The 23,037-nt window shown below is 47.1% G+C and carries 21 protein-coding genes and 1 tRNA gene; 13 read left to right on the top strand and 9 right to left on the bottom strand.

Annotated features, from left to right (window positions below; translation table 11 throughout):
• Positions 1–4: 4 nt before the first annotated feature.
• Entirely contained in the window at positions 5–412 is a 408-nt protein-coding gene (locus ACXAH1_RS03145; RefSeq protein ID WP_475193701.1) for a hypothetical protein, read from the bottom strand.
• Between the two features lie 148 nt (positions 413–560).
• Between ACXAH1_RS03145 and ACXAH1_RS03140 the strand changes: the two genes are divergently transcribed.
• The 5 genes from ACXAH1_RS03140 to ACXAH1_RS03120 all read left to right on the top strand — a co-directional run bounded on the left by ACXAH1_RS03140 (position 561) and on the right by ACXAH1_RS03120 (position 4,306).
• Positions 561–1,391 (top strand): hypothetical protein, encoded by an 831-nt coding sequence (locus tag ACXAH1_RS03140; protein WP_475193699.1) that lies wholly within the window; start codon positions 561–563, stop codon positions 1,389–1,391.
• A 143-nt stretch (positions 1,392–1,534) separates the two neighbouring features.
• The gene (upp, locus tag ACXAH1_RS03135) at positions 1,535–2,164 is read left to right on the top strand and encodes a uracil phosphoribosyltransferase (RefSeq protein ID WP_054014499.1); all 630 of its coding nucleotides are present in this window, start codon (positions 1,535–1,537) and stop codon (positions 2,162–2,164) included.
• A gap of 10 nt (positions 2,165–2,174) precedes the next feature.
• Positions 2,175–3,419 (top strand): uracil-xanthine permease family protein, encoded by a 1,245-nt coding sequence (locus tag ACXAH1_RS03130; RefSeq protein WP_475193696.1) that lies wholly within the window; start codon positions 2,175–2,177, stop codon positions 3,417–3,419.
• A 269-nt stretch (positions 3,420–3,688) separates the two neighbouring features.
• Positions 3,689–3,901, top strand: a complete 213-nt coding sequence (gene cspE, locus ACXAH1_RS03125) for a transcription antiterminator/RNA stability regulator CspE (protein WP_475193694.1) — start codon at positions 3,689–3,691, stop codon at positions 3,899–3,901.
• A 201-nt stretch (positions 3,902–4,102) separates the two neighbouring features.
• Positions 4,103–4,306: a hypothetical protein gene (locus tag ACXAH1_RS03120; protein WP_475193691.1), complete on the top strand. Its 204-nt coding sequence runs from the start codon at positions 4,103–4,105 to the stop codon at positions 4,304–4,306.
• Positions 4,307–4,495: 189 nt separating this feature from the next.
• Here the strand turns inward: ACXAH1_RS03120 and ACXAH1_RS03115 are convergent, their stop codons facing one another.
• The gene (locus ACXAH1_RS03115; RefSeq protein ID WP_475193687.1) at positions 4,496–6,007 is read right to left on the bottom strand and encodes a hypothetical protein; all 1,512 of its coding nucleotides are present in this window, start codon (positions 6,005–6,007) and stop codon (positions 4,496–4,498) included.
• 262 nt (positions 6,008–6,269) lie between these two features.
• On the opposite strand from ACXAH1_RS03115, the gene ACXAH1_RS03110 reads away from it, so the two are divergent.
• Entirely contained in the window at positions 6,270–10,232 is a 3,963-nt protein-coding gene (locus ACXAH1_RS03110) for a hybrid sensor histidine kinase/response regulator transcription factor (RefSeq protein WP_475193685.1), read from the top strand.
• A 141-nt stretch (positions 10,233–10,373) separates the two neighbouring features.
• Here the strand turns inward: ACXAH1_RS03110 and ACXAH1_RS03105 are convergent, their stop codons facing one another.
• A complete protein-coding gene (locus ACXAH1_RS03105; protein ID WP_475193682.1) occupies positions 10,374–10,763 on the bottom strand; it encodes a DUF6746 family protein in 390 nt (129 codons plus the stop codon).
• A gap of 448 nt (positions 10,764–11,211) precedes the next feature.
• Positions 11,212–11,412 carry a hypothetical protein gene (locus ACXAH1_RS03100; protein ID WP_475193679.1) on the bottom strand — a complete coding sequence of 67 codons (201 nt, stop codon included), beginning with the start codon at positions 11,410–11,412 and terminating at the stop codon, positions 11,212–11,214.
• A 77-nt stretch (positions 11,413–11,489) separates the two neighbouring features.
• Here ACXAH1_RS03100 and ACXAH1_RS03095 point away from each other — a divergent pair, with 77 nt between their 5' ends.
• Genes ACXAH1_RS03095 through ACXAH1_RS03085 form a run of 3 tightly spaced genes read left to right on the top strand, consistent with a single transcriptional unit; the run spans position 11,490 to position 12,567 of the window.
• Positions 11,490–11,747, top strand: a complete 258-nt coding sequence (locus ACXAH1_RS03095) for a helix-turn-helix domain-containing protein (protein WP_475193674.1) — start codon at positions 11,490–11,492, stop codon at positions 11,745–11,747.
• On the top strand, positions 11,744–11,968 hold the full coding sequence (locus ACXAH1_RS03090) for a hypothetical protein (protein ID WP_475193671.1): 225 nt from the start codon (positions 11,744–11,746) through the stop codon (positions 11,966–11,968). Before ACXAH1_RS03095 ends, ACXAH1_RS03090 begins: the two co-directional genes overlap by 4 nt.
• Positions 11,968–12,567: a hypothetical protein gene (locus tag ACXAH1_RS03085; protein ID WP_475193669.1), complete on the top strand. Its 600-nt coding sequence runs from the start codon at positions 11,968–11,970 to the stop codon at positions 12,565–12,567. The genes ACXAH1_RS03090 and ACXAH1_RS03085 overlap by 1 nt, the downstream gene beginning before the upstream one ends.
• 126 nt (positions 12,568–12,693) lie before the next feature.
• Here the strand turns inward: ACXAH1_RS03085 and ACXAH1_RS03080 are convergent, their stop codons facing one another.
• The 3 genes from ACXAH1_RS03080 to ACXAH1_RS03070 form a co-directional block, all read right to left on the bottom strand.
• A complete protein-coding gene (locus ACXAH1_RS03080; RefSeq protein ID WP_475193668.1) occupies positions 12,694–13,230 on the bottom strand; it encodes a hypothetical protein in 537 nt (178 codons plus the stop codon).
• A gap of 115 nt (positions 13,231–13,345) precedes the next feature.
• Positions 13,346–14,101 carry a hypothetical protein gene (locus ACXAH1_RS03075; protein WP_475193665.1) on the bottom strand — a complete coding sequence of 252 codons (756 nt, stop codon included), beginning with the start codon at positions 14,099–14,101 and terminating at the stop codon, positions 13,346–13,348.
• Positions 14,102–14,682: 581 nt separating this feature from the next.
• Positions 14,683–14,767: transfer RNA gene (locus ACXAH1_RS03070), tRNA-Leu, on the bottom strand.
• Positions 14,768–15,017: 250 nt separating this feature from the next.
• Between ACXAH1_RS03070 and ACXAH1_RS03065 the strand changes: the two genes are divergently transcribed.
• Positions 15,018–15,515 carry an RDD family protein gene (locus ACXAH1_RS03065; RefSeq protein ID WP_475193663.1) on the top strand — a complete coding sequence of 166 codons (498 nt, stop codon included), beginning with the start codon at positions 15,018–15,020 and terminating at the stop codon, positions 15,513–15,515.
• Positions 15,516–15,584: 69 nt separating this feature from the next.
• Here the strand turns inward: ACXAH1_RS03065 and lptG are convergent, their stop codons facing one another.
• Both lptG and lptF read right to left on the bottom strand, forming a co-directional pair.
• Positions 15,585–16,655, bottom strand: a complete 1,071-nt coding sequence (lptG, locus tag ACXAH1_RS03060; protein WP_253046011.1) for an LPS export ABC transporter permease LptG — start codon at positions 16,653–16,655, stop codon at positions 15,585–15,587.
• Positions 16,652–17,764, bottom strand: a complete 1,113-nt coding sequence (lptF, locus tag ACXAH1_RS03055) for an LPS export ABC transporter permease LptF (protein WP_475193659.1) — start codon at positions 17,762–17,764, stop codon at positions 16,652–16,654. The genes lptG and lptF overlap by 4 nt, the downstream gene beginning before the upstream one ends.
• Positions 17,765–17,995: 231 nt before the next feature.
• Here lptF and pepA point away from each other — a divergent pair, with 231 nt between their 5' ends.
• The 3 genes from pepA (at position 17,996) to ACXAH1_RS03040 (ending at position 22,972) form a co-directional block, all read left to right on the top strand.
• Positions 17,996–19,507, top strand: coding sequence for a leucyl aminopeptidase (pepA, locus tag ACXAH1_RS03050; RefSeq protein WP_054014488.1), 1,512 nt, complete (start codon positions 17,996–17,998; stop codon positions 19,505–19,507).
• 148 nt (positions 19,508–19,655) lie between these two features.
• A complete protein-coding gene (locus ACXAH1_RS03045) occupies positions 19,656–20,102 on the top strand; it encodes a DNA polymerase III subunit chi (protein WP_046004999.1) in 447 nt (148 codons plus the stop codon).
• Positions 20,103–20,125: 23 nt separating this feature from the next.
• Positions 20,126–22,972, top strand: a complete 2,847-nt coding sequence (locus ACXAH1_RS03040) for a valine--tRNA ligase (RefSeq protein ID WP_475193654.1) — start codon at positions 20,126–20,128, stop codon at positions 22,970–22,972.
• The last annotated feature ends 65 nt before the right edge of the window (positions 22,973–23,037 follow it).

The raw sequence follows: 23,037 nt of genomic DNA, 5'->3' as shown, positions 1-23,037 counted from the left end.
TGGGTCAGGCAAAAATGGGGGGGCGATATAGGGACTGAGCGACAGCAACAGGGAGTTGCTCCTCATGCCAAATGGCAGCAAGGAAAACTAAGTCTGTAGTGAGAGAAAATTCGGCAACAGGCAGCAGCTGCGCACTACCGCAAGCGTGCGTCAGGCACACACAATCACTGTCATCATCACAGCAGTCCATTTGCTGCTGCGTGTGACTCACCTTGCCATGGTCATGCTTGAGCTGAACAGAGGTGTCCGTTACTTCTGGCGCTGCAGCTTCATGGTGATGCTGCATCATGGCAGTGTGCATATCGTGACCCTGCATATGTGCTTCACACGCCATTACAGCATTCGCCATACCTTGTACAATAAAGGCAAGCAAAGCGGCTATCATCAGTAAGGTGGCGGAGAATTTGCTCATAGGGTCCTCGGTTTATCGCTGTGAATTCTCACATAAACGACAAAAAAAGAAAAGCTTTAGCATAGCAGCCGCGGTTAATTGCCTATACTCTCAGTGATGTGACTTCAATGGTAGTAAACTTGTGTGGGTGGTAAAGCGCTTTTTTTATTTGATATTACTCGTGCAGCTCAGCCCCTGCGTGGCTGCACAAACCAGCCAGCAGGCAAGGCCCGAACTGCACATCACTTTGCCGGTGCGTCAGGTCAAATTACAAAAGTACCTCAGCGAATTACTCCACGAGTCGCTCTATGGCCTGGGCTACAACCTGACCCTCACCATGACCCCCAACCCTTTATATAAACGTGAGTCACGTCTGCTCCAAAGTGGCAAGATCACGATGATCATGCGCCTTGCAACGCCCCAACGTGATGCCACTTTTCATAAGGTAGCAGTGCCGCTCACCCAAGGTCTGATAGGCAAACGGCTGCTACTCATTCATCAGCGCAATCAGGCACGCTTTGACGCGGTGACGTCGCTGGAGGCTTTTCGTAGCAGTAACCTGATTGGCGTCTTTGCACCGGGCTGGTACGACACCCAAATCTGGCAGGCTAATCACCTGCCCTATATTGAAAGTGCCAGCGACCATACAACCATTTTAAGAATGCTCACCGATGGCAATCGAGGTTTTGATTACTTTTCTCGGGGGCTAAACGAAATAGATGACTACACCCTGAGTAACGGTCTGATCATAGAACCACATTTGGTGCTGAGCTACCCACTGGACTTTCACTTTTACCTGCACCCCGAGAACAAAGTCCATATTTCTATTCTCACACGCGCACTGGAACAGGCACGCGACAGCGGCTTGCAAGCACAGTTGCTGCGCAAGCACTTTGGCTATCTGCAACAACGCCACAGACTATCGCAGCGACGTGTTATCTCCCTGACGTTACCACCGGCCCCCGCTCAACCTGTTCCTCTGCCGTTACCACCACATTGAGCCTGTGCAGCGCTCCAGACAGTATCGAGTTTAGTCGTGTAAACTACACCTAACTCATTGAATAAATTATTTGCGTTATCTCAGGGTAATTCTTGAAGAGCTAAGCTAAAATAGCGATAAATTTTATCTGGAGTATCTTTTCAATGAGCATTCATGTAATCAAACACCCCCTTGTACAGCATAAACTTGGCCTGATGCGTGAGCACGGGATCAGCACTAAGAGCTTTCGCGAGTTATGTCAGGAAGTGGGTACCCTGCTGACCTATGAAGCAACAAAGGACATTCCATTAGAAGATATCACCATCAAGGGCTGGCAAGGAGACGACCTGACAGTTCAACACATCAAAGGTAAGAAAATCACCGTTGTGCCAATCCTGCGCGCCGGACTGGGCATGATGGAAGGCGTGATGCAGTTAATCCCAAGCGCTAAGGTTAGTGTGGTCGGCCTGCAACGCAACGAAGAAACACTCGAACCTGTGCCTTATTTTGAGAAGCTGGTTGGTAATATTGAAGAGCGCATGAGCCTGGTAATTGACCCAATGCTGGCCACTGGCGGCTCTATGATCGCGACCATCGACATGTTAAAAAAAGCCGGCTGTAAAGAAATCAAAATCATTGTGCTGGTTGCAGCGCCTGAAGGCGTAGACAAAACTCTGGAGGCCCACCCGGATGTAGAAATTTTCACCGCTTCACTGGACAGCCACCTGAATGAAAAAGGCTACATAGTGCCTGGCCTGGGTGATGCTGGTGATAAAATCTTTGGCACGGTGTAGGACACGCTGAATGTCCAACACATCAATGACCTCTTTCACATCGCTTAAAACCATTGTCAGCGGTGCTCAGATGCTTTTTGTCGCCTTTGGTGCGCTGGTACTGGTACCACTACTGACCGGTCTGGACCCCAACGTTGCGCTGTTTACCGCAGGCTTGGGCACTTTAGTGTTCCAGTTTGTGACGCGCGGCCAGGTGCCCGTTTTTCTGGCCTCTTCTTTTGCTTTTATCGCGCCAATCATTGCCAGCGTACAGGTATGGGGGATCCCCGCGACCATGGGCGGACTCATGGCTGCGGGATTTGCGTATATCCTGCTAAGCTTGCTGGTACGCTTTAAAGGGGCTGATATCCTGCATAAGATTTTACCCCCTGTGGTTGTTGGTCCCGTGATCATGGTGATCGGCCTCGCACTGGCACCCGTCGCCGTTAATATGGCCATGGGTAAAAGTGGTGATGGCAGCATTCAGCTGGTTGCCTATGAACAGGCTTTAGTCATTTCTTTACTGTCACTCATTGTGACCTTAGTGGTTGCCGTCACAGCCAAAGGGATTTTTCGTCTCATCCCCATTCTGGCAGGGATTATCACCGGCTATGCCTTATCCTTGTTTTTCGGCATAGTGCAGTTTGATGCCGTCACCAATGCCAGCTGGCTGGCTGTTCCTGCGTTTGTCTGGCCGGAGTTTTACTGGCCTGCCATTTTGTTTATGGTGCCCGTAGCAATTGCGCCGGCCATTGAACACATTGGCGATATGATGGCAATCAGTAACGTAACCGGTAAAGACTATCTGGAAAAACCCGGTCTGCATCGCACTTTACTCGGAGATGGTCTGGCAACCTCAACAGCCTCTTTGTTTGGGGGTCCACCTAATACCACCTATTCAGAAGTCACCGGGGCAGTGATGCTTACTCGCAACTTCAACCCTCAGGTGATGACCTGGACCGCAGTCATTGCGATTGTGCTGGCATTCGTTGGCAAAATGGGCGCTGGATTACAGACCATTCCAACCCCGGTTATGGGCGGGATAATGACCCTGTTATTCGGCTCTATTGCGGTGGTTGGCTTAAATACTCTGGTTAAGTCAGACACTGACCTCAGTGCGCCACGTAACCTGAGTATCATCGCCCTGATCCTGGTATTTGGTATTGGCGGTATGCAGCTTGGCAGCACCGAGTTTAGCCTTCAAGGGGTAAGCCTGTGTGCCATTTTGGGCATTGCGCTTAATTTGCTGCTACCTAATCCTAAGCAGGAAGACTAACTAAGTTGATAATAATGCTCAGCATATTGCAATAAAATACAGTGCTGAGCATTTTAAAATCCAGAAATAAAATAAATAGCTATCTATTCACTCAATATGCTGTATAGTGGGTTACAGCTCAAACAGCTGAGCTATTAATGAATATTTAGTACAAGTTTTCCCAGTTTCTTTTCGATTTACTTCGTCATACTTACCCTGCGATATCTTTTCCTTCATTACAGATTTAGTAGCTTCAATTTAAATTTCATCGATTATATCGAGGTATATATATGTCTAATAAGATAACTGGTTCAGTAAAATGGTTTAACGAATCTAAAGGCTTTGGCTTCATCACTCCTGACAATGGTGGCGCTGATGTGTTTGTACATTTCAGAGCAATTGAAGGTGATGGCTTTAAGAGCCTGATTGAAGGTCAAAAAGTGACTTTTAATTCAGAAAATGGCCCCAAAGGCCCACAAGCTGCCAACGTCACTGCAGCTTAGTGAAATGATAAAGAGATATGTTGTGCAAAACACATATCTCTTAAATTCTCGCTACACAACATAAAAACAGAAAACCACTTCACTTATTTGTGAACTCCCCATACAGAAAACTGGCGTACAAAGTTAATCGTTATTACCGCATTATCAATTTGACCGGCCCGTATTTCTCATAAAACCTTATCTATCAAATTGAGAATTAGCATGCGAAAGCAAACAAAGAAAACAGCCAATAAAGGGCGAAAAATCAGTTTTGAAGAAAAGCTGGAAAAAATGGTAAACGAATATCGCCAGGAAAAAGAGTGTCTTGCTTTATTAAATGAAGGTACATCCGAATATCAAAGCCAGCTTGATAAATGTAACAAACTTTTTGCCAACGTAGATCGTTTTCTTAGCCGCAATCGCTAGCCGGATAACTCTTTATTCCAAACGCTTAGCTTTGCGCTACAACCAAGCGCTCAGTTAAGCATAAGGCCATAGCAAACCCCTTTGTTCGTCCTGAAAATAAGCCTAACCGAGCACTGTATTTTTTATTGAACAACTCAGTTGGAACAAAAGGGTAAGCCTGAGGTCTCTTACGTTTCAACAACGTAAATGCTAATCAGCGGGACAAGGCAGCCACAGTGAGCCATCCTCACTGCATTGTGTTGTGTAAGTGCCATCGCTTCGATAGGTGGTTTTAAGCCAGTCTGTGTCGGCAAATCGCTCCGTCATCACCCGGTTTTCGCCGCTATCATCCTCCATCCGCTTATACCAGCCAAAAGCAGGCAGAGTCAGTGTCTTTTCTAATTCATAGCCACTTGCAACAAAATAGTCAGCCAACTCTTGCGATACCAGCACAGAATGCTTATTTCCCAGAGAATGCCAGTCATTCAACCCCTCAAGCATCCCGTCACGCTGTTCTATCTGAGTGTATTTTTTTACCAGTTCTGTGCCGTATGTGATCGACAGCAAACGTTCAGTCCTCGCGCTAAAGTCCTGTTGCCAGCCACAGCTTTGCACCTCGTTGTCGCGTTTACGATCCAGTGAGTTTGAGAGCGCATATTTAATCCCTTGCAGGGTGACTGAAATGCCCTCTTTAAATACACAACGGCCAGTATCTTCCGCATTCTCTCTGATAAGATCAACTTGCTGCTTGTATTGACCTGCAGCTCCCCAGGGTTGGTATACCGTGTTTCTCAGATACTCCACAAATACCACGTTTTCCAGTTCGCTATCCATTTGAGCCGTTTCACTGAAAAAAGTACTGTCGTCTTTGCCAAATACCACAATGTCGCGGTACCAGAGTTGTTCGCTGCTGTGCTCAGACCGAGGCGTTTTTTGGTAGTGAATAACGCGGATCTCATCCGCATCCGGGTATTGCTCAGCTAACTCAAGGCGCTTTTTCAAACTAGCCTGAAGCCCTAATACAATCCGCTCTGCTAACTGCTTTGCCTGTTCGTCCTCATTCGCAATGTAATCACTGAACAACTGCTGTTCAGAAATGTTGTAATGTGCAATTACTTCGTTTGTGGTTTGACGTAAGATGCTCAGCAACTCACTTAACAGTCTGGGTTCCTGTTGCAATTGAGCACAGCTTTTTCCTTTGAAGGCCTCAGACTCACTCAATGACTGCCACAATACCGTTGTCAGAGGCGTTACATGCGCCGCAATGCGGTCATCTTCAATGGCCTCCAGAGACGGGGGTAGTACCAGCTGGTAGGCCTTGGTCACTTCACCTAAATCCTCGTCAATAGCGCCTACAGGCACATCAACGTAAGTAGGTACATACACACTACATTGTCTCTGAGCGGCTGTTAGTTCAAGTAGATAGCTTCCCTGATCTGTCGAGCGCGCGCTGGGTTCATCTGCATCGTGCGAGCCGTTGTTATTCAGATCCAGCCAAACCTTGGCCCCGGATACATAGCCATCAATCACCCGTCCACGCTGGCTGTATTTATTCTCGTCTCCCGTAACCTGATCCGAATCGGTACCAGAGTTATTCTGTGTATTGCTACTGTTGTTGGCTGAGACAGGCTGATTGAGGTTATTATCTGAGCCACCACATCCGGTGAGAGTACCTATACATAAGGCCAGTAAACTGAGCGAGCTAAGTTGTTTGTTGTTCATATTGTTGCTTCCTTTGTACTGCTTCACCTGATACGCAGAACACCCGATTAAAAATCGTATCAGGATTGATGATGGTTCAAATTGTACCTTGCTATCGGTCTTGTTCTGTATCTGAAATCAGACATATTTCGATAATTTCCAGCCATTTTCTTTAAAACTGGCGGTTTGTTTTTACCTGCTTGCAGGCTATGATAGTTGTTTAATTTTGCTTGAAACCTCCCACAATAAAAAATAAAAACAATAATAACAAAGACTTGAATACATGAGATTTGCCTTGCGACCTGCTTTACCTCAACTCATTGCGCTTCTATTGATGTTGCAACTTAGTTTTTGTGCACTTGCAACTACCTACACCACATTAACCGTGGCTGACGGTTTACCCAGCAACCGTATATTTGATATTGAGCGGGATCACACGGGGTTTGCCTGGTTTGCTACCGACAAAGGGCTGGCGCGCTACGATGGCGCTGCCATTGACGTTTTCTCTCGTGACCATACTCCGACCCTCAGCAACGCATTGTGGATCAGAGACATCCTGATTGATGCTCAGCAGCAGCTCTGGGTTGCCGGCAAACAGGGACTAGAAGTGCGCGGGCCAAATTCCGAGTACTTTCGCCCCCTCAGCATCGCCGGGCGCACTCAGCCACTCAATATCTATACCTTGTTTTTGGCTCAAGACAACCGACTCTGGGCAGGCGCTGCTGACGGTCTGTATATGGTGAGTCAAGATGCACTACTCCCCGTCAAGACTCATATTAACAACGTGGTGCAGCGCTTTAAGATCCTCTCGATAGCACAGGCTTCAGAGCACGCCCTGATGCTGGCAACCACACGCGGTTTGTATCTGTTTGACACGATCAGTGGCAAGGCTACACCAGTCACTTTGCCACCCGGAGAGTCCGTTACGGCCGATAAACTCTGGACTGTCGAAGGCGGTCAGACCTGGGTGGCCATGCATGGGCTAGGCCTGGGTATGTATAACCAGAGCCAGAATAAGGTCGAGCTCATCTACCGGGATCCTAATGAGTTTGATACGGTTGGCTATGTTTTTGACTTATATAAAGAGCATGGTGAAATACACGCAGCGTCTTTGAATACAGGTATGCTAAAACTTACCAGTGGAGTGATGACTCACATACAATCATATCCGCCCCTTTTATCTTTATACAAAGACAACAGCCTGCGCATCTATGGCACCTTTAACGAAGGCGTGATTATTGAGTCCGTTAATCACAGCGCCATGAGCAACTTTGGATTTTCTCACCCCAGCGAAACAGGCAAATATGAAATTAATCAGCTGACACAGTTCAATGACTATCTGTGGCTTGCAGATCAACTGGCCGGCCTGTGTCAGTACACACTAAACGGTAAGTTTAAACGTTGCGTGTCTTCCGAAAGTCACTCTGCTCAGGCGATGACACCGACACCAGACGGACGCCTGTGGGCCGCTATGTATCACGAATTATTGGTGGTGAACCCGGAAAATGCCCAGGTCGATGCCCGCTACAGCCTGGCTGACTACACGATTCCTGAGGCAATCAATACTCTGGTGCAATCCGACGACGGGTCACTGTGGCTGGCACACAGTTTTGATGGCCTGAGTCGATTTGCCCCAGATACCCGGGCTATCACCCACTTCACCAGCACAAATAGCCCGCTACTAAGCAATCAGCTTCATCACCTGGCAAAAGAACAAGACAGACTCTGGATGGCAACCGATTTGGGGTTGCAGGTGTACTCACTCAGCTCTGAGCAGTTTAAAGCCATTCCGGGCTCTGCCAGTCAGCCTTTTACAGCAACATATTCAGTCACGCCGGCACCCGATGGCAGGATTTGGGTGCAAACCGACCGCGGCTTGCGCCTATACAACTCTGAGCAGCAACGCTGGCAGGACTTACCCGAGCCGCTAAATAAACTGAGTGCGACCAGCCTGGCTTTTGATGATAAACACACTGTGTGGATCTCAACCGGACAAGGCCTGTGGCATTGGCAACATAATTCTGGTGCAGTGGCATTTTATAACCATGGAGACGGGTTGTTCAGGAAGGGCTATCTGGAAGGCACTGCAACCCACTCTGACGGACACATTTGGTTCGCATCCACACAAGGAATAACGCGCCTGAACCCGGATAAGCTACATCGGATCGACACACGCCCCCGGATCAGCGTCCTGACAATCACGGCGCCCCACGGAGAACAGCAACACTATTACAATACCAGTACTGTTCCAGCCATTGATCCACAACATGCTAGCCTGCGTTTGCGTCTGGCCAATGGCGATCTGATCAATAACATTAAACAAAAGTTTCGCTATCAGCTGTCTGGCGTGGCCGATACCTGGGTAGAACTGGGTAATGAGCATACCTTGATGATCCCACGTTTACCCTGGGGAGACTATACCCTGCGGCTGAAAGCCACTGACAATCAGGGCAACTGGTCCGAACAAATCTCTGAATTACACTTTACGGTGCACACACCTTGGTATGCATCAGCGCTGGCTAAAACAAGCTATGCTCTGCTGGCAACTTTGTTGATTTATAGTGCCTACCGCATCAGAATCTCAGCGCTGAAACGCCGGCAACAGCAGTTACAGGATACAATTCGTGCGCACACGCAAACGATGCAAGTGCAAAATAGCCAGCTTGAGGCCGCACAAGCACAACGTACAGCCCTGCTTAAAACCCTCTCTCACGAGCTGATGACGCCGGTTACTTTAATTCAGGGTCCGGCTGAACAATTACGCAATAGTACCGATGAACAGCAAAGAACCCAGATGGCCAATCTGGTGATCAGTAACACCAAACGGCTCAAAGTGCTCATAGAGCACCTCATGTTCATTTCATCGAACAACTCACAGGCAGCGCCTGTCACACAAGATAACTGGCAACCTGAGGATATATCAGCGTTGCTTCAAGAACAGCTCAGCGCTTTCACGCCCTTGTTAACCGACAAATCTCTGAACTGCAATAATCAGATAGAGCCCGGGTTATTGGTGAATACACCGCCAGATCAACTGCATCAGCTCATCAGCAACCTGCTCAGTAACGCTATCAAATACAGCTATGAGGGCGGCGAAATACACCTTTCTCTGAAAGCGGCTCGTTCAAGTCAGCACGCGGTACTGAGTGTATCGGACCAGGGGATTGGCATCGCACCAGAGCATCACACGCGTATTTTCGAGCCCGAGTACCGAACCGAGGCAGGTCATCAATTTACCTCCGGACAGGGGTTGGGTCTGAGCCGGGTCAAAGAAATAGTCGATCAGCTCAGTGGTCAGATCCAGCTTGAGTCTGCACCTGGTCAAGGCACTTGTTTTACCGTGAACTTGCCCCTTTGCAAAGCGCCTACTCAGACTCATGTCAGCGTTGAAGCCGCCTCCCCACAGGTGCCGCATGATAAGACTCAATGTATTTTGTTAATCGATGACACCCCGGATATGCTTGAATTTTTTCATACTTTACTGGCACCGGACTATCAGGTACTCACAGCCAGTGATGGTGAAGCGGGACTAGCATCGGCGCGTGCCCACTTACCGGATATGGTCATCTCTGATGTCATGATGCCAGTCATGGATGGCTTTGCGCTCACACAAGCGCTAAAATCCGACCCTTTAACTGCCCATATTCCGTTGATGTTAGTCACTGCGAACCTGAATGAAGAAAAACACCTTAAAGGACTTGCACTACAAGCAGACGATTACCTCACTAAGCCCTTTAACCTGGACGCTTTCAAACTAAAAATACGCAATACCTTCAAACTGATAGAAGCAACACAAGCTCAGTTGAAAGCGCAGCTTATACCTGCCACTAAGCGCCTGATACAAGCACCGGAAACGCCGAAGCAACAGTTTGCCAATAACCCCGCCACGCTCGCGTTTTTAGATAAACTGGAATCTGTGCTGGAAACTCTGTTCAGTGATCCAACACTAACCGTCTCTATGGTCGCCAGTGAAATGGCCCTGAGTGAGCGTCAGCTGCATCGTAAATTAACGTCCGTAACGTCTATCGGTGCTAATGAATATTTGCGTCAGTACCGTTTATATCAGGCTCTGCCGCAGCTACTTGCCGGGCACACTATAGCCCAAACCGCTGAGCACTGTGGCTTTAATTCACCTTCATATTTCAGTGCGTGTTTTAAAAAGCAATTTGGTATGACGGCGAAGCAATATGCAAAGTCGCAGTCCAGTAAAGCGGATAACCAGACGGGCAATTTGACCGAGTTTTAGCCCACTGGAAACTCCAGCATCTTGCCATTTATGCAAAACAACCAAGGTTCAGGTTAGCGGACCTTAGAAACTCAGGGAGGGTGAGTGCGAGTCATTTGCAACGGCTCGCACCCAAGAGATAAATCAATGAGAGGTGTTAAATTAGAAACTCTTGATGAATCTATCTGCCAGCACAAAATACTGGTTTAAGTGCTTTTGTGTCTCTTCTCTACGGTTTCTTTCTGAATTAATGTGGATATTTTCAACCACAACCGCAATGTCTTCTGCCAGCTTTTTCTTGTCACCAATCAGGTTAAGCGCGAAAAACTCAACACTTTTCTCAAGGGTGTAAGTGATAACATGGATATCCTGAAGCTCGGCCGCATCCAGGTCTCTTTTGCTTCTGATTTCTGACGTTTTTTCTAAAAAAATCTTTCTCGCATCCTCAACCGAAGTTACATCCGCGACCTTAAGGTGCTGAATGGACTTTTCATCTGCATGGGCTGAAAAAGCAACCACAGCGGTCATAAGCAATACAATTAACGTTTTCATTTAATCTCTCTAGCGTTGAAATATAAGGGTCTACAAAGCGGCTTTGATTGACTTGGGCTAAAACACTCCCCAACCGACAAAAACGAGAATGGCTCACTCCCCCGCCTTATTGTCATGTTGATATTGTACCTCGGCACCTAAATTAATGTCTAAGACCATCAACAATCCCGGCACGAAACACGCCGCATTTAGGGAGATATGATGTAAATAGTGAACCAGGCAATTCAAAGATTACTTTGCTCTATCAGAATTAGACGTTTGTCACGAGCAAAAATTTTGCTGTGTACTGTATTTTCGTCGTTTCCCTTCGGGCAACACACTCCCCGCTTTGACTTAGCCTAGATTTATCGCAAGCAATTTTACAGTGGTAAGTATTATGATTGTTGATTTAGTAAGATATCTACAGAGGACCTTCCACCGCGCCAAAATGGATAAAATACTCATCGCATTACACTTCAACTGACAAATATAGCGTAACTTTACCAAACTCAGAGTTTTTAATGTTGGGTAAGAAAACATCCTTTATGTAAACAACCTGTTGACCTTTCAAATATTTAGAAATATCGTGTACTTCACTGCCCTGCACGGCAGTATTAGCGATACCTTCTAACAACAGTAAGCTTGACACGATCACTTTTTGTTTTAACATTCGGTAAATCTTGTTAAAATTTTAATCATAAAAATGTGGAAAAGTCTCCGCATTGCAATTTGAAAAGGAAAAAGGGCGTGATAAATGGCGATGATTTGAAAGCAATGAGGAAAAATGCAGGAATCTCTCAAGAGCTAATGGCGCGAAAGTTAGAGTGTGATCGTAAAACAATTAGTAACTATGAGCTGGGTGTAAGCGATATCAAGTCAAAGCAGCTTTTTCTATGGTTTATGCACTGTAAAATAGATACTAAAACTTTACTCAATCAGATCAGGCTGATTAGTGGCAACATGAATAGCACTAATGAGTCAAAGTTACAGGATGACGAAAAATGAAAAAGGTACTCTCAACCAAATTTTTAAGTAAGGCTGCAACCTTAATTACTCAAACTGGTCGAAGCGCAGATTCTCTTGATGTTAATATAAAGTCGTTATCTTCTAGCCAATTAGAGCTAGTATTTGGGGGGACAGCGATAAAGCCCCCAAGAGTTGCACGCACCAATATTGATGCTGAGGCAACTGAATTATTAAGAGCTAAAGTTGAAAAGGAAAAATAATGAAACTCTCAAACTTGGTATTGCTCAGTATTGCCTCGATGGCATTTTTCTACATCCAGTTGTGGGATGAGAGTCTGGTAACCCCCTTGTATTTATCACTTCTTCTAGTATGTTCATTGTACGGTGTTTACCTAAAAGACATTAATATGGTTCATATTTCCGGGTTTATTTTTATTCTAAACGGTATCACTTATGCCATTTTTAAAGCTGGGTTAATAAATTACGTAACACCTTCTGACAATAAGCTGTTGCAAGGATCTCTCATTTATGGATTCCAACTATTATCTGGGATAATAACAGTTCTGGTCTTAATCTTCAGAGTTCAGATATCAAGGCTATTCTCTAACTCAAAAAACATTGAACTAACTCTTTTCGATGGATTATTCCATTGGCTATACATGTACACCTCTCTAATTTATTTACTTGGTTTAATTGAAAACGTTGCCTGGTCTTACTTTAATATGAAGTCATGGACAATTATTTATGACAACTTCGAAGGATTAATTTATATCGCTTGGGCCCTCTGCTGCGGTGCACTCATTACTATGATGATCTGCTCAACAAAAGATGCTCAATTTAGAGAATCCAAAACATCTTAACTTCACGCACCTATAAGTCCGTCTACCAAAATAGATGGGCTTGCTCCTCCCAAGTAGGTTCTCTACTTTCATTTAAAATACTAATTCTTATAAATTAGTAAATTCAATGATATGAAAAGAGTTTTATTAACTTAGAATTTTACCAAGCTCGCTTTCTTGTTCAACTGTTAAATGGTGTGACAAAGCATAAATTAAAGTTGATAGCGCCAATGAGAAAGCGTCCTCAAATTCAGCATCCAAATCAAATGAAATCATGGTCATATTTCTTTGATATGGTGCTTGAGGCCTATTCACAGTAAGTCGATTTAAAGTGAAAATAATGTCTATTTCAGCATTCTTGCCATACCTATCGTAATCATCTTTATCATATCCAGTAGGATCAAAATATGAAAACTCAAATTTGTTATTATAAAAACGTAGCATCCCGATCACGCCACCATATACTCCATTTATTCTTCCAAATGCCACGGGTATAAATTGCCCCCTCTCTCTACACTGATAGAAAGCCTTGAGCATCGCGCCCGATAGGGTTTGTTCTAAGCTGTTGTGTGAAAAATTATTACTATGATCTTGATGGCAGAATGTTCTAACTCTTCCCTGCTGATGGTACGTCACACCTAGTTTCTCAACGTATATGGCCCTACTAGACAATTTAATACTCACTACTCTATCCTTATTTGACATAATAAAAGCATTGTAACTAGAGGAACTGATTAGAATAAAGTTTATTAGCGTTCATTTCTAACATAGTCCTCTGCCCTTAACTAATGCCTAATGCCTAATGCCCGGAAACATTAACGAGCGGCCGATTTGCCATCGAGAACTGATCTTTATAATCCCCAATTTTCAATCCTACACGAAGATTTGGGATCGTCTCAAACCTAGTCGGTTCTGGTAACTCAAACTTCAAGCCATACGTAACAGTCAACTGGCGTGGGGCAACAATTGTATCGCGAAGGTGTTTATCTTCCAGGTTCCCCAGTTTTCCATATGTATTCACTCTTACTTGCGCCTTCTCTCCTGTGATCACATATGTACGACCCGTAATAATCGAGACATCTTGGTCTTTTTCAGAAATATTTTTTAAATTTACGTAGCAATACATCACACGACCTGATTGCACACATTTATCAGACCAGGCAACTATAGTTCCATTCGAGCTAACGAAGTTTGTTTTCTCGGCTGTGAAATAATCGTCTTCGGGTAAAAAGAGTGTATAAATTGGATCCTTGTACCACGTACCTGAGAGAAACACAGCTATAATAACCATTGAAGAACCAATGTACGATAAATACTTCGTCAACCGAGTTGCATTTAAATTCTTACATAGATAAAACAATAATATACTAACCGTAATTCCAATGAGCATCGCTGGAAGGTAACGACTCCAGTGTATTGAGGATATAGGAAGCTCGGTGATCTTTGTTACACCTTCAGACATAAATGAATCTAAAAACTTAGTGACAAAATAACCAACCACTAAATTTAAAATCCCCAGCATCGGAACAAGAAACCATGACTTTATTTTTTGCATAAGATTTAAAGAATCTCCATATAGCTATTACTGGGCACATTTCTATCCACACAAAGAAAACATGCAAGACAAAACGTATCGAATAGTACGATTTCAGCCTTGGGTGTTCCCTTATAGTGAGTCGTCAGTCGCTCAACTTGTTGTCGATTTAAGCCTTAGTACAACAGCAAGTTCTTTACCGATGGAACTTTTCCAAGTGCATTATTAGAGCCACTTTGAACATATTTTACAAGCCTGTTTTACAGAACCAAATACCTTAACCTAATAGAGTGGTGAGCACATCAATGGCAAAATGAAGTTCAATTGGAATTTCAGCTTAAGGCTGCATTGCGCACTGTAATTCACAAAGCGTAAGCATCGTGACGGATAACACCGTATGTAAACATCAAAATTCAGGCATAAAAAAACCCAGCTAAAAAGCTGGGTTATAAAAAGTGGTACCAGTGGGCGGACTCTTAACTTACATCAGCGCCACGCCCGGCGTGGGGCTCAAGTCCTATGCCACTTTGCTACTCTAAAAACCTCATACTGAAAAACAGGCATAAAAAAACCCCGACCTATTCGGTCAGGGTTATAAAAAGTGGTACCAGTGGGCGGACTTGAACCGCCACGCCCGAAGGCAACGGATTTTGAATCCGTCATGTCTACCAATTCCATCACACTGGCATAATTTTTCTTTTATCTTCTAACTTAGAGAAAATAAAGAAAAACCACTTTGAGCTTAGGCTTTGTTTTATATGCCTTCGTCTCTATGCCCAGCATTATACAAATTGGCGGGAGGGTAGCAAGCGTTTTTTACAAAACGTCGTTCAAGTGCTTGGTAAATGAACAGCTGCTGAAAACTCGCCGGGTTTTTTAGTGTTAGATTAAAAATCAGGTAGAATAAGCCATATTTCAGCTTTAATGAGTGAACTACATGGCTTCGTTTCCCCGTGCGGGCTTAACCCGTCGTCTTGCATCTCTGATCTATGATGGTCTGGTCGTGATTGCATTTGCAATGCTATCAATGGTGGTTTTTTTATTGGTGATTGAAGGCTTTATCTCGGCAGGCTGGCTCTCACAAGGCAACCATGAAGACGTCTCGGCACTGATCCAGGCTTCTCCTCTGTTGTCATTTTTCCGTGGTTTTGTGCTGATTGCCGTCTCGGTGCTGTTTTTTGCTTACTTCTGGACTAAGAGCGGCCAGACCATAGGCATGCGTGCCTGGCGACTGAAAGTGCAAACGCCAGATGGCGAGCTGCTAAGCTGGCCCAGAGCCAGCGCTAGGGCATTATGCGCGCTATTAGGCCTGGGTAACCTGCTGGTGCTGGTCGATTTCAAACACAAACGTGCGCTTCAGGATATGATATGTGGCACCGAAGTCGTGGTGTTGAGTAAAGAAGAAAATAAACGTATTTACGATAGCCTGGACTAGCTTGCTCAGCACAAGAGCAGCAACAAAAAAGCCTGACTGAGTCAGGCTTTTTTGTATGCTTTATCTTTGCTAACCACGCTGGCGGTTAAGAAGATAAAACGCCGTCGCGGTAAATAGCACGCTAGGCATCACCGCCCCCACCACAGGAGGGATCTCGTAAACCATCACAATTGGACCAAAAATCTCATTGCTGAGGTGGAAAATAAGCCCCGTGATCACACCCATAATAATCCGTGCGCCCATACTGACCGAACGCAGCGGTCCGAAAATAAAAGACAGGGCAACCAGCAGCATCACAGCAATAGTCAGCGGCTGCATGACTTTGCGCCACAGCGCCAGTTCATAGTTACTGGTATCCTGCTCATTTTGCTCAAGATACTGTAAGTATGACCACAAGCCTGAAAACGATAATGCATCTGGCTCGACCGAGGCCACATCCAGTCGGTCTAGTGTCAGCTGAGAGGCATAAACAAGCGTTTGCGCGTACTCTGTACGGATCTGCTCTTCCTCGATGAGCACTTCTTCAATGGCTCGTAACTGCCAGCCTTCGTCCGTTGCTGTGCCCGATTTAGCCCGGGTGATTTTCAGCAGGTTCAGGTCATCATCGAAGTGATAAATATTGATATTTTGCAGATTGCCAGACTTCTCGATATTGGCAATATTGATAAAATTACTGCCATCTTTGGCCCACACGCCCTGCTGCGCTTCAAATACCTCGCCGCCATTAATTGCCTGATTGCGCAATTGCTTAGCGGTTTGCTCTGCCTGTGGTGCGCCCCACTCGCCCAGCGCCATCATACACAGTGCCAGCACAATGGCCGACTTCATCACCGAGCCGATGATCTGCAACCGCGACATGCCCGCCGCCTGCATCACCACCAGTTCACTACTCGAAGCCAGCGCGCCCAACCCGGTCAGGCCTCCAATCAGGGCTGCCATCGGGAAAAACACCACAATATCGCTGGGCATGCTGTACAAAGTGAACAACAAGGCGTCCATCACTTCATAGGTACCACGACCGACTGAGCGCAATTGTTCAATAAATTTGATTAAGGTATTGATACCCACAAACACCAGCAGCGCAAAGCCAGTGGTTTGCAAAATGCTACGTCCAAGATACCAATCCAGCGTTTTCATCATTGTTGTGGCTCCCGTTTTAACAGCATGGAGCGCACCCAAACGCCAAAAGGCCGGCCTTTAGCAATCAAGTAAGCACCTATAAACAACACACATAAGTGAATCCACCACAGTCCTACCGAGGTCGGTACTTTGCCTTCAGCCACCAGGTATTTACCCGCATTGAGCATGATAAAGTAGCCCAGATAAATACAAATGGCGGGTACCAGTTTGGCAAACTTACCCTGTCTGGGGTTTACCACACTGAGCGGTACCGCCAGCAGGGTCAGCAAAATAATCGAGATGGGCACAGATAACCTCAGTTGGAACTGGGCAATGGCCTCAGGCGTACCCATTTTCAGCAGATTGGATGAGGGTAAATCTTCAAGTTTACGACGTCGTTGCTCAATTTCCTGTTCGCGGATCTGCACCTGATAGCTGCTAAATTCGGTTTTGTTCAGGGCCTGGCTAAAGCCGTCGGTTTCGAACCGCTTACCATCACTGAGCACCAGCTGCTGCTCGCCGGAGCCTTCTTCCACTACCCGGCCATTCTGAGCAAAGACGATCCGCGCCGCCTGATTTGATCCGCGATCAGGCAACTGGGCAACAAACACGCGATTCAGCTCTTTACCCTGATCACTGGTGTTATGGACAAACACCACAGCCTTTTCGTTACCGGTTTGCTGAAACCGTCCGGCCCGGATCTGGCTGAGTCCTGATTCTGCATTGGCTTGCTCACGCAGTTGGTTTTCTTTTTCACCAGCCCAGGGGGCCACATATAAACTCAGCGCGGCCGCCATCAGAGAAATCACAAAACTCGATATCAGAGTCACACGCACGACGTACCACTCACTGACACCGCAGGCTTTAAGCACTGTCATTTCGCTGTCGGCATAGATTCGACTATAGGCGAGAATAATGCCCAAAAATAAGCTCAATGGCAGAATATATACCGCCAGTTTGGGCAAATTAAGCGCGAGAAAAGACATAACAAGCTTACCCGGGATACTGCCGCCAGAGGCCTCTGCCAGGATCCGGACAAACTTCTGCGAGATGAAAATGGTCATAAGGGTCATAAAAACGGCGACCTGAGATTTTAAAATCTCAGCAGTCAGATAACGAAAAATAAGCAATGTCCGCCCCTATAAAACGTCTCATTTCACTGGAATAGTAGGAAATTTTGAGTAAACTGGTTATTTTAATCACTTTATTATATGCCATCGGATCCAAATATCCTACTAAAGCAACAGGCTAAAGCGCCAAATGCACGCGTCAATTAGCCGTTTTTTAGTTCAGCCTTCAGAAATTGAGTGGCTGAGGCATAAAAAGTTCAAAAAAGACAGCACATTGACTCAGGAGTCGCAATGGAATTCAGCGTAAAAAGTGGTAGCCCAGAAAAACAACGCAGTGCGTGTATTGTTGTCGGCGTATACGAACCACGCCGCCTTTCACCCGTCGGGGAGCAGCTGGATAAAATCAGCGAAGGGTATATTTCTAACCTGCTGCGCCGCGGAGACCTAGAAGGTAAACCCGGCCAGGTGCTTTTACTTCACCATGTACCAAACGTATTGAGTGAACGTGTGCTACTTGTTGGCTGTGGTAAAGAGCGCGAGCTGGACGACAAACAATACAAACAGATCATCGCCAAAACCATCAGCACATTAAACGACACAGGTTCAATGGAAGCCGTTTGCTTCCTGACTGAACAGCACGTTAAGGGACGCGATACTTACTGGAAAGTTCGCCAGGCCGTCGAAACCACTCAGGACAGCCTTTACACCTTTAACCAGCTGAAAAGCAAAAAGAGCGAAGCGCGCCGCCCGCTACGTAAAATCGTCTTTAATGTCCCGACGCGTCGCGAACTGCCTATTGGCGAGAGCGCCATCGAGCATGGCCTTGCCATCGCGGCCGGTGCCACTTTATGTAAAGACGTAGCAAACATGCCGCCAAACATCTGCAACCCTCGCTACTTAGGTGAACAAGCACAGGCATTGGCTGATGAATTCGACAACGTCACGGTTAACCTGGTTGGCGAAAAAGAAATGGAAGAGCTGGGTATGCACTCATATCTGGCTGTTGGTCGCGGTAGTGACAATGAATCTGTCATGTCGGTGATCCACTACAATGGCGCTCCGCAAAAGCAAGCGCCTATCGTCTTTGTTGGCAAAGGTCTGACATTTGATTCCGGTGGTATTTCCCTCAAGCCAGGCGAAGGCATGGATGAAATGAAATACGATATGGGTGGTGCCGCGGGCGTACTGGGTCTGATGCGTGCCGTGGTGCAAATGCAACTGCCACTCAACGTCATCGGCGTACTGGCTGGCTGTGAAAACATGCCAAGCAGCAACGCTTATCGTCCGGGTGACATCCTGACCACTATGTCTGGTCAGACGGTTGAAGTACTCAATACCGATGCCGAGGGCCGACTGGTACTGTGTGATGCACTGACCTATGTAGAAGCGTTTGAACCAGAAGTCGTGGTTGATGTGGCGACCCTGACCGGTGCTTGCATTATTGCATTGGGCCACCATGCAACGGGTTTATTGTCGAACCACAACCCACTGGCCCATGACTTACTAAAAGCCTCAGAGCAAAGTGGCGACCGCGCATGGCAGCTGCCTTTGTGGGATGATTATCAGGATCAACTGAAAAGCCCGTTTGCCGATTTCACCAATCTGGGTGGCCGCCCGGCGGGTACTATCACCGCTGCCTGCTTCCTATCTAAGTTCACTAAGAAGTACAACTGGGCACACCTGGATATCGCAGGTACAGCCTGGCGTAGTGGTGCCAACAAAGGCGCAACTGGTCGTCCGGTGCCTATGTTAATGCAATACCTGCTTAACCGCGTGGACGTGACTGAGCAACCTCAGGACTAATTGATGGCGTGACATCCCATGTCACCCCACCACGTTGATTGATGATAGCCGTATTCTGTGTCAGAATGCGGCTTTATTTTGAACGCCGTGTCATATGCAGACTTACCCACTATGACAGGGCGTTTCGCTAGCTAGAAAACCACATGTCATGACCATCAACGCACGCTTTTTTGTATTAAAGCAAGACAATGAGCCGGGCAAACCAGTACCGGCTCATTTTGATCTCGCCGCACGCAGCGCCGCTAAGCTGTATCGCGCCGGACAACGTGTCTTTATTTACGTAGACAGCGTTGAAGATGCCCATGCGGTTGACGAGCATTTGTGGTGTTTTGAGGCCGACAGTTTTGTGCCTCATAACCTGCAAGGCGAAGGCCCCAAAGGGGGCGCACCGGTCGAGATCGGACAAATGCCACCTGTTGGCAGACGCACCATATTAATTAATCTGGCACAGCAGCTGCCAGATTTTGTGCGCCGATTCGACAAGATCTATGATTTTGTGCCGGTTGAAAGCAATGCCAAACACGCGGCACGCCAGCGGTTCATGCAACTGCGTCAGCTCGGCGCTGAAATTTCAACCAAAGAAATTGACAACTAAAGTATTTTTTAAGGTTCTGTGTAATGGATAAAACCTATAATCCGCAAGATATCGAACAGTCTTTGTACCAAGGCTGGGAAGAGAATGGCTACTTTAAGCCATCAGGTCAGGGCGATGCCTATTCGATCATGATCCCGCCACCGAATGTCACGGGTAGCCTGCACATGGGCCACGCTTTCCAGGACACCATCATGGACACCCTGATCCGCTACCAGCGTATGCAGGGCAAAAATACTTTATGGCAGGTGGGAACGGACCACGCAGGTATCGCAACCCAAATGGTTGTTGAGCGTAAGCTGGCAGCCGAAGAAGGCAAAACCCGCCATGACCTGGGCCGCGACGAATTCATCGACCGCATCTGGCAGTGGAAAAACGAATCTGGTGGTACCATCACCAAGCAGCTACGTCGCCTTGGCGCGTCAGTAGACTGGGATCGTGAGCGCTTTACTATGGACGACGGCCTGTCTGAAGCGGTTAAAGAAGTCTTTGTTCGTCTGTATAAAGATGACCTGATCTACCGCGGTAAGCGCCTGGTGAACTGGGACCCGAAACTGCACACCGCCATTTCTGATCTGGAAGTAGAAAACAAAGACAAGCAGGGCCATATGTGGAACCTGCGTTACCCGCTGGCCGATGGTGTTAAAACCAAAGACGGCAAAGACTACATAGTTGTTGCAACAACGCGTCCGGAAACCATGCTGGGTGACACGGGTGTAGCAGTCAACCCGGACGATGAGCGTTATCAGGACCTGATCGGCAAAGAGATCTTACTGCCAATCGTCAACCGTCGTATTCCAATCGTTGCCGATGAGCACGCCGATATGGAAAAAGGCACTGGTTGTGTGAAGATCACACCAGCGCACGACTTCAACGATAACGAAGTTGGTAAGCGTCATCAGCTGCCTATGATCAACGTATTCAACAAAGATGCGGCAATCTTAAGCGAAGGCGAAACCTTCACTTTTGATGGCAAGCCACTGGAGCTGGATGCACCATTGCCTGAGCGCTTCCATGGCCTGGACCGTTTCGAAGCCCGTAAACTGATCGTTGACGAGTTTGAACAGGCCGGCCTGCTGGAAAAAATCGACGACCACAGCCTGACAGTGCCTTACGGCGACCGCTCTGGTGTAGTCATCGAACCGCTGCTGACTGACCAATGGTATGTGCGCGTTGCACCACTGGCTGAGCCGGCAATCAAAGCCGTTGAAGACGGTGACATTCAGTTTGTGCCAAAACAGTACGAAAACATGTACTTCTCCTGGATGCGCGATATTCAGGACTGGTGTATTTCTCGTCAGCTATGGTGGGGACACCGTATTCCGGCCTGGTACGACAACGAAGGCAATGTGTACGTTGGCCGCGACGAAGCCGAAGTACGCCGCGACAACAACCTGGCAGATAACGTGGTTCTAAGCCAGGACGATGACGTACTTGACACTTGGTTCTCTTCTGCCCTGTGGACCTTCTCCACGCAAGGCTGGCCAGAGAACACCGACGACCTGAAAATGTTCCACCCGTCAGACACGCTGGTAACCGGTTTCGACATCATTTTCTTCTGGGTTGCCCGTATGATCATGATGACACTGCATTTTGTGAAAGATGACCAAGGCAAGCCTCAGGTGCCATTTAAAACCGTTTACGTGACCGGTCTGATCCGCGACGAAAATGGCGACAAGATGTCAAAGTCCAAAGGTAACGTACTGGATCCACTGGATATGATCGACGGTATCGATCTGGAAAGCCTGGTTCAAAAACGTACCGGTAACATGATGCAGCCACAGCTGGCCGCTAAGATTGAGAAAAATACTCGCAAGACCTTTGCCGATGGTATTGAAGCACACGGCACCGACGCGCTGCGCTTTACCCTGGCGGCCATGGCCTCTACTGGCCGTGATATCAACTGGGACATGAACCGCCTGGAAGGTTACCGTAACTTCTGTAACAAGCTGTGGAACGCCAGCCGTTACGTGCTGATGAACACCGAAGAGCAGGATTGTGGCTTCAACGGTGGCGAGATGCAGGTGTCTCTGGCCGATCGCTGGATTTTGGGCCAGTTCCAGAACACAGTAAAAACCTTCAGTGAGCACCTGGACAACTACCGCTTTGACCTGGCGGCAAACACCATTTATGAGTTCACCTGGAACCAATTCTGTGACTGGTATCTGGAGCTGACCAAGCCAATTCTGTTCAAGGGCAACGAAGCACAACAACGCGGTACACGTCATACCCTGATCACGGTTCTGGAAGGCCTGCTGCGCGTGATGCACCCGCTAATGCCTTACATCACAGAAACCATCTGGCAGCGTGTTGCACCGCTGGCTGGGATCGAAGCCAACACCATCATGCTACAGAGCTTCCCACAGTTTGATGCGTCGCAGGTAGACACACAAGCGATGGAAGACCTGGAGTGGGTTAAGCAGTTCATCCTGGCTATTCGTAACATCCGTGGTGAAATGGACATCAGCCCAAGCAAACCGCTGGGTGTGTTACTGGCCAACGTGTCTGAGCAGGATCAGCGTCGTCTTGATGACAACCAGGCATTTTTGAGCTCACTGGCTAAACTGGAAGACATCAAGGTCCTGGCTAGCAAAGACGATGCCCCGGCATCGGCAACGGCCTTTATCGGCGACCTGGAGATCATGATCCCAATGGCGGGCCTGATCGATGTCGAAGCCGAAATGGCCCGTATCGCCAAGCAGCTGGAAAAAGCAGAAAAAGGCCTGGCACAGGTCGAGAAAAAGCTGGCAAACGAGAAGTTCGTCAACAACGCTCCTGCTGCGGTACTCGATAAAGAAAAAGCCAAACTGGCCGAGTACAGCGACGCCAAAGCTAAGCTGCTTGAGCAAAAAGCGAAAATCGAAAGCCTGTAATGGTTTAACCTGAGTCGGTTACCTGGCTCTGGGTTAAATATGAAAAAAAGAAGCCGCTAAGCGGC

This window comes from Pseudoalteromonas sp. AWH4_217, from assembly GCF_056161105.1.
The sequence above is the reverse complement of the archived record's forward strand: the minus strand, read 5'-3'. Positions and strand labels throughout refer to the sequence as shown.

Bases quoted from the DNA above. Each gene is read 5' to 3' on its own strand.
- lptG (WP_253046011.1), bottom strand. From the start codon at position 16,655: ATGATGAAAACGCTGGATTGGTATCTTGGACGTAGCATTTTGCAAACC.
- ACXAH1_RS03045 (WP_046004999.1), top strand. From the start codon at position 19,656: ATGACCATCAACGCACGCTTTTTTGTATTAAAGCAAGACAATGAGCCG.
- ACXAH1_RS03110 (WP_475193685.1), top strand. From the start codon at position 6,270: ATGAGATTTGCCTTGCGACCTGCTTTACCTCAACTCATTGCGCTTCTA.
- ACXAH1_RS03065 (WP_475193663.1), top strand. From the start codon at position 15,018: ATGGCTTCGTTTCCCCGTGCGGGCTTAACCCGTCGTCTTGCATCTCTG.
- ACXAH1_RS03090 (WP_475193671.1), top strand. From the start codon at position 11,744: ATGAAAAAGGTACTCTCAACCAAATTTTTAAGTAAGGCTGCAACCTTA.
- upp (WP_054014499.1), top strand. From the start codon at position 1,535: ATGAGCATTCATGTAATCAAACACCCCCTTGTACAGCATAAACTTGGC.
- ACXAH1_RS03115 (WP_475193687.1), bottom strand. From the start codon at position 6,007: ATGAACAACAAACAACTTAGCTCGCTCAGTTTACTGGCCTTATGTATA.
- ACXAH1_RS03120 (WP_475193691.1), top strand. From the start codon at position 4,103: ATGCGAAAGCAAACAAAGAAAACAGCCAATAAAGGGCGAAAAATCAGT.
- ACXAH1_RS03100 (WP_475193679.1), bottom strand. From the start codon at position 11,412: ATGTTAAAACAAAAAGTGATCGTGTCAAGCTTACTGTTGTTAGAAGGT.
- ACXAH1_RS03130 (WP_475193696.1), top strand. From the start codon at position 2,175: ATGTCCAACACATCAATGACCTCTTTCACATCGCTTAAAACCATTGTC.
- cspE (WP_475193694.1), top strand. From the start codon at position 3,689: ATGTCTAATAAGATAACTGGTTCAGTAAAATGGTTTAACGAATCTAAA.
- ACXAH1_RS03075 (WP_475193665.1), bottom strand. From the start codon at position 14,101: ATGCAAAAAATAAAGTCATGGTTTCTTGTTCCGATGCTGGGGATTTTA.
- ACXAH1_RS03085 (WP_475193669.1), top strand. From the start codon at position 11,968: ATGAAACTCTCAAACTTGGTATTGCTCAGTATTGCCTCGATGGCATTT.
- ACXAH1_RS03040 (WP_475193654.1), top strand. From the start codon at position 20,126: ATGGATAAAACCTATAATCCGCAAGATATCGAACAGTCTTTGTACCAA.
- pepA (WP_054014488.1), top strand. From the start codon at position 17,996: ATGGAATTCAGCGTAAAAAGTGGTAGCCCAGAAAAACAACGCAGTGCG.
- ACXAH1_RS03105 (WP_475193682.1), bottom strand. From the start codon at position 10,763: ATGAAAACGTTAATTGTATTGCTTATGACCGCTGTGGTTGCTTTTTCA.
- ACXAH1_RS03145 (WP_475193701.1), bottom strand. From the start codon at position 412: ATGAGCAAATTCTCCGCCACCTTACTGATGATAGCCGCTTTGCTTGCC.